Annotated in this window: 3 protein-coding genes; all 3 read left to right on the top strand. The window is 69.0% G+C overall.

Annotated features, from left to right (window positions below; translation table 11 throughout):
- Nucleotides 1–242: 242 nt before the first annotated feature.
- A complete protein-coding gene (locus ACZ6YI_RS11560) occupies nucleotides 243–3,050 on the top strand; it encodes a DUF2339 domain-containing protein (protein ID WP_465778782.1) in 2,808 nt (935 codons plus the stop codon).
- Entirely contained in the window at nucleotides 3,040–4,398 is a 1,359-nt protein-coding gene (locus ACZ6YI_RS11555; protein ID WP_465778781.1) for a DUF3999 family protein, read from the top strand. Before ACZ6YI_RS11560 ends, ACZ6YI_RS11555 begins: the two co-directional genes overlap by 11 nt.
- 149 nt (nucleotides 4,399–4,547) lie before the next feature.
- Nucleotides 4,548–5,876, top strand: a complete 1,329-nt coding sequence (locus tag ACZ6YI_RS11550) for a replication-associated recombination protein A (RefSeq protein WP_465778780.1) — start codon at nucleotides 4,548–4,550, stop codon at nucleotides 5,874–5,876.
- Nucleotides 5,877–5,978: the final 102 nt, after the last annotated feature.

Raw genomic sequence — 5,978 nt, 5'->3', positions numbered from 1 at the left:
ATGTTTGTAGCACTACAGCGGTGTCGTCAACGCCGGCGGGGTGGGGTCACCCCTTGTGTGCCCTCCCGTGGGGGGGGGGGGGGGGGGGGGGTGGGGCCCCCCCCACCCCCCCCCCGCCCCCCCCCCCGCTCCCACAAGGGTAGGCAACACAGGTGTTCCCGACACCCGGCTTCGTTGCACTACCCGGATTTCGTGCAAGACTCTGCTTCAAGACATGGGATGTGTTGGGGGTAAGCAGGGGCATGGTTGCACTGTGGGCTATCGTGGGCGCCATCATCGGCGGGGTGGTCGGGCAAAGCTTTGCCGGGGCCGTCGCCGGGCTTGCCATTGGCGTGCTCTGGTCGCGCCTGCTGGATACGCGGCGCGAGCTGGATGAATTACGTGCGCAGGTAGGAATCGCCCGGGTGCCTGGTGCGTCCACACCGGCCGCGCCCGCTGGTCGGGCAGACATCCCGGACCAGCCGGCCGATGCCTACCAGGCCTGGCCAGACACCCCGAGGCCGGCGGCTTCGTCGTCGACGCCGCAGGCCTCCGCGTCGACGACCCGGCCCGAGCCACCGCCACTGCGGCCGCAGCCGGCCTCCGCATCGCTGCCGCCCGACGAACGCGGCGCGTACCCGCCCGCCTCGCAGACGCCTCCGCCCGCGGCCCGTCCGCCGGCGCCACCACCCGCGTGGCAACCGGTCGAGCCTGCGGGCCCGTCAGCCATCGAGCGTCTGGTCGATACGGCGAAGCGCTGGTTCACCGAGGGCAACGTGCCGGTGAAGGTCGGCATGCTCGTCCTGTTCGCCGGTATCGCCGCCTTCCTCAAGTACGCCGCCGACCAGGGCCTGTTGCACGTGCCGATCTCGGTACGGCTCAGCATCGTGGCGATTGCCGCAATCGCCGGCGCGGTGTTTGGCTGGATGCAGCGCGATACGCGCCGTTCGTTCGCCCTGTCGCTGCAGGGCGGTGCGCTGGGCGTGCTGGTGATGACGGTGTTCGCCGCCTATCGCCTTTACGGCCTGATCGATTCGCTGCCGACGTTCGTGCTGCTCGTGATCTTCGTGGGTTGCATGGGCATCCTCGCGGTGCTGCAAGATTCGCTCGCACTCGCCGTGCTCGGCCTCATCGCCGGCTTCGCCGCGCCGATCATCGCGTCGAGCGGGCAGGGCAACCACGTCGCGCTGTTCTCGTACTACGCGGTGCTCAACCTCGGCATCCTCGGTATCGCCTGGAAGAAGGCCTGGCGGATCCTCAACGTACTCGGCTTCGTCGGTACGTTCGGCGTCGGCACCGCGTGGGGCGTGCTGGCGTATCGCCCTGAATTCTTCGGCAGCACCGAGCCGTTCCTCGTGCTGTTCTTCCTGCTTTACGTCGCCGTGCCCTGGCTGCACGTGCTGCGCTCGCCGCGGCCGGATCGCGCGATCCTCGATGGTTGCCTGATGTTCGGCACGCCCATCGTCAGCCTGCTGCTGCAGGGCGCGTTGCTCGACTGGCGTCCGATGCCGCTGGCGGTGTCGACGCTGATCGCCGCGGCGCTATATGTCGCCATCGCGTTCGCCGTGCGCAAGCGTGAGGACATGCGCCTGCTGCGCGAGACCTGGGCGGTGCTGGCGGTCGCGTTCGCGACGCTTGCCGTGCCGCTTGCGCTGAGCGCCAGTGTCACCGCGTGCGTGTTCGCACTGGAAGGCGCCGGCCTCGTCTGGCTGGGCTTCCGCCAGCAGCGGCGCCTGTCGCGCTGGGCGGGCCTGGCGCTGCAGGTATTCGCGGCCTTCGCGTGGATCGCGGCCGATTTCTTCAACAACCATTACCTGAAGACGCCGTTCCTCAACGCCTACTTCCTGAGCGCCATGCTCATGACCGCCGGCGGCGTCGCCTGCCTGTGGCAGTACGACCGGCACAGCATATCGAAGGGCGTGGGTAGCCTGGTGCGGGTGTGGCTGCTCGTGTGGAGCGTCGCCTGGTGGTTGTTCGCGGTCACCGGCGAGCTCTATACGTTCGTCCAGGCCGAGAGCGAGCGCTGGGCGGGCTGGATGGCCTTGCTGGCGGTTACCGGCCTGGTGCTGGCAGTGATGAACGGCCGGGCGCGCAAGCTCGACCTCGGCCTGATGCTCGCCTGGTCGGCGCCGCTGGCCCTGGCTGTCACTGCGGCGATGGCGCCCTATGCCGACGCATACGACATCCAGGTCTTCGCGGGCTGGCCGCTCGTCGCCGTGGTCGTCGCGGCAGTGACCGGCTGGTTCACGCTACGCGCCATCGCTACGCACGACGTGGCGGCGATCACCGCGCAGACGCTGTGGTGGGTCCGCTGGCTCGCGCTGATCTACACCGCCACGCATATCGCGTTCGGCTTCCGCCCGGCGGTGGGCGATGGCTGGCTGCTGATCGCCTATGTCGCGCCCACGCTGCTCGTTACGAAGCTCGCGTTGTGGTGGCCGCGCGCGATCACGCCGCCACTCAGCATGCATGCCGCGGGCATCCGTCGTGTGGTGGGTATCGGTGGCCTGGGCCTGAGCCTGTTGATCGGCGCGTTCGCGCTCGCCATCGACGGGAACCCGAGCCCGTTGCCCTTCATCCCGGTGCTCAACCCGGTCGAACTCGTGCTCGTCGCGGTGTTCGGGCTGCTCGCCCGTGCGCTGTGGGATGACGAGACCCCGGCGGGCTGGCGCGCCGTGCGCCCGGCGGTGCTCGCCGTCGCCTTCTTCATCATCGCCACCAGCATGACCCTGCGCGCCGTGCATCACCTGGGCGGCGTGCCCTGGGATGAACACATGCCTGCCTCCAGCCTGGCCGAATTGTGGCTTACGGTGGTGTGGAGCGTGACAGGCGTCGTCGCCTGGGTGCTGGGCTCGCGAAGGGGACAACGGTTGCTGTGGATGGCGGGGGCGGCGTGCATGGCGATCGTGCTGGCCAAGCTCCTGCTCATCGACCGCGGCCACCTCGGCAACCTGTTCGGCATCGCATCCTTCATCGCCTATGGCCTGCTCTGCACGGTCATTGGTTACCTCGCACCCGCACCGCCAAGGCAGGCAACATCGAATGCTCCGGAGTCAAAGCATGCGCCGTGATGGACGCTTCGGCCTGTTCGTGATTTACGTGGCCGCGCTCACCGCGGCCCTTGCACCGGCGCATGCCGGCGGTGAACCACTCTATGCCTACGGCTGGCCGGTGAATGTGCCGACCGGCGCGAGCGCCTACCTGCTCGAACTGCCGCAGGAAGCCTATGCGTGGGCACGCCCCGACGCTGGCCTTGCCGATGTGGTGGTCGTGGACGCCAACGGCCGTGAAGTCGCGGTCGGTCCGTACGAGGCCGCGGCGCCTACCTCGCACCCGATGACGCTGGATGCGCCATTGCTGCCCGTGCCGAATGGGTCCGATGGCGTGGCAGGTCCCAGCATCCGCCGCACCACCACGGGCGACATCCTGATCGAACCCGGTGCCGCCGCGGCGACCGGCAAGGTGCACGAGTGGCTGTTCGACGCGCGCCATGCGATCGCGGCCGAACGCCTGGAATTTCCGCCCACGCAGGGCGACGTGAAGCTCAGCGTCGATATCGATGCCAGCAACAACCTGCAGGACTGGCAGGTGCGTGTCGTCGGTGCGTCCATCGTCATGCTCGGCCACGGCGATGGTTCCGTGGATGCGCGCGTGGTGAAGCTCGATGGCCCCGCCGCGCGTTACTACCGCGTGCGCACGCAGAGCGACGATGCGCCGTGGGGTGAGGGCGCGAAGGTCACGCTCTCCGGCAGCGTCGTCGATGCCGCCGCACGCGACGAAGCGAAGCGCATGTGGCTGGACGTCGCCAACACCAGCGCCGACGTCAGCGGCGGTGGCATGAATTACGACTACAAGCTGCCTGCTGCGCTGCCGGTCAGCGCGATCCGCGTCACGCTCGGCAGCGGCGACAGCGTCGCGCGGCTCGAAGTGATCTCGGTGAATGGCGCGGTGAGCGGCGACAACCTCGGCACGATCGTCGTGACGCCAGGCCAGGACGACACCCGCCCGCTCGGCGTCTCCCCGCAGCGCCGCGAGCTGATACGCCTGCACTCCGCGACTTCGCTGCGCAGCCCGCCGAAGCTCAGCGTCGGCTGGCGGCCGGATCGCTTCGTGTTCCTTCCCGAAGGCACGCCGCCGTATCGCCTGCAGGTCGGCAGCGCCGCCGCCCGCCGCGCGGCATGGCCGGTCGACGACGCCATCGCCGCGCTCCGCACCCGCAACGGCGCCGCCTGGCGCCCCGAGCCGGTGACCCTCGGCCCCGGCCACACCCTCGCCGGCGACAAGGCCCTCACCACCCAGGCCCCGTTCGACTGGACCCGCCCACTGCTGTGGATCGTGCTGCTGCTAGGCGCCGCCCTGGTGGTAGGCATGGCCGCGGCCTTGCTACGCAAGCCGCCCCCGCCCCCAGAAGACCCATAACCCCGTAGGAGCCCACCCTGTGGGCGACATCTTTCGCGAAAGAACCACAAGGCCTGCGGCGATGAGGCGAAAGGCGTCGCACACAGGGTGGGCTCCTACGGGGCGTGGCATCACCGGCAACGCACGGTCAAACGCGCGATAATGGCGTCATGCCGTCTTATTCCTCCCCCGGCCTGTTCGCCGAACCCGAAGCCTTGAAGCCCCTTGCCGAGCGCATGCGCCCGCGCGGTCTTGATGAGATCGTGGGCCAGCAGCGCGTGGTGGGCGAGGGCAAGCCGCTGCGCCGCGCGCTGGAAGCAGGGCGGGTGCATTCGATGATCCTGTGGGGACCGCCCGGTTGCGGCAAGACCACACTCGCGCTGCTCGTCGCGCGCTACGCCGACGCCGATTTCCGTGCGATCTCTGCCGTGATGAGCGGTTTGCCCGATGTGCGCAAGTCACTCGCCGAGGCGGAAGGTAATTTCGCCCAGGGCCGTCGCACCGTGCTGTTCGTGGACGAGGTGCACCGCTTCAACAAGGCACAGCAGGATGCGTTCCTGCCGTACATCGAACGCGGCGTCATCATCTTCGTCGGCGCGACCACCGAGAACCCTTCGTTCGAACTGAATTCCGCGTTGCTCTCGCGCTGCCGCGTGCACGTGCTGGATGCGGTAAGCCCCGACGACATCGTAGCCGCGCTGCGCCGCGCGCTCGACGACAGCGAGCGTGGCCTCGGTGAACTCAAGCTCGATGTCGCCGACGCGACGCTGAAACTGATTGCCTCGGCCGCTGATGGCGATGTGCGCCGCGCGCTCACGCTGCTCGAAATCGCCAGCGAACTCGCCGATGGCGGCAAGATCGACGACGCCACGCTGGAACAGGTGCTCGCCGACCGCACGCGCCGCTTCGACAAGAGCGGCGAGCAGTTCTACGACCAGATCTCGGCGCTGCATAAATCGGTGCGCTCCTCCGACCCCGATGCCGCCGTGTACTGGCTCACCCGCATGCTCGATGGCGGCTGCGATCCGCTCTACCTCGCCCGGCGCATGACCCGCATGGCGGTGGAAGACGTCGGCCTGGCCGAACCGCGGGCGTGGCGCATGGCGCTCGATGCCTGGGATACCTACGAACGCCTCGGCAGCCCCGAAGGTGAACTCGGCCTCGCCCAGCTCGCCATCTGGCTGGCGATCGCGCCGAAGAGCAACGCCGCGTACATGGCCTACAACAAGGCCAAGGCCGTGGTGAAGCAGATGGGCACGCTCGACGTCCCCATGCACCTGCGCAATGCACCGACGAAGCTGATGAAAGGCCTCGGCTACGGGCAAGGCTACCAGTACGACCACGACGCCGAAGGCGGCGTCGCGCTCGACCAGGTCTGCCTTCCCGACGAACTCGTCGGCACGACCTTCTACGAACCCGTCGACCGCGGCCTGGAGCTCAAGCTCCGCGAAAAGCTAACAGCCCTCCGCGCGGCCCGCGCAGCAGCCCGCGAAAAGTAGCCCCTCTCACCCTCGTGGGAGCGGGGGGGGGGGGGGGGGGGGGGGGGGGGGGGCGCCCACCCCCCCCCCCCCCGCGGCCCCACACAGGCCCACCCAAACGCC

The organism is Luteibacter sp. NPDC104163 (assembly GCF_055584245.1).
The sequence above is the reverse complement of the archived record's forward strand: the minus strand, read 5'-3'. Positions and strand labels throughout refer to the sequence as shown.

Excerpts from the sequence above, each read along its gene's own strand:
- ACZ6YI_RS11560 (WP_465778782.1), top strand. The coding sequence starts at position 243 with ATGGTTGCACTGTGGGCTATCGTGGGCGCCATCATCGGCGGGGTGGTC.
- ACZ6YI_RS11555 (WP_465778781.1), top strand. The coding sequence starts at position 3,040 with ATGCGCCGTGATGGACGCTTCGGCCTGTTCGTGATTTACGTGGCCGCG.
- ACZ6YI_RS11550 (WP_465778780.1), top strand. The coding sequence starts at position 4,548 with ATGCCGTCTTATTCCTCCCCCGGCCTGTTCGCCGAACCCGAAGCCTTG.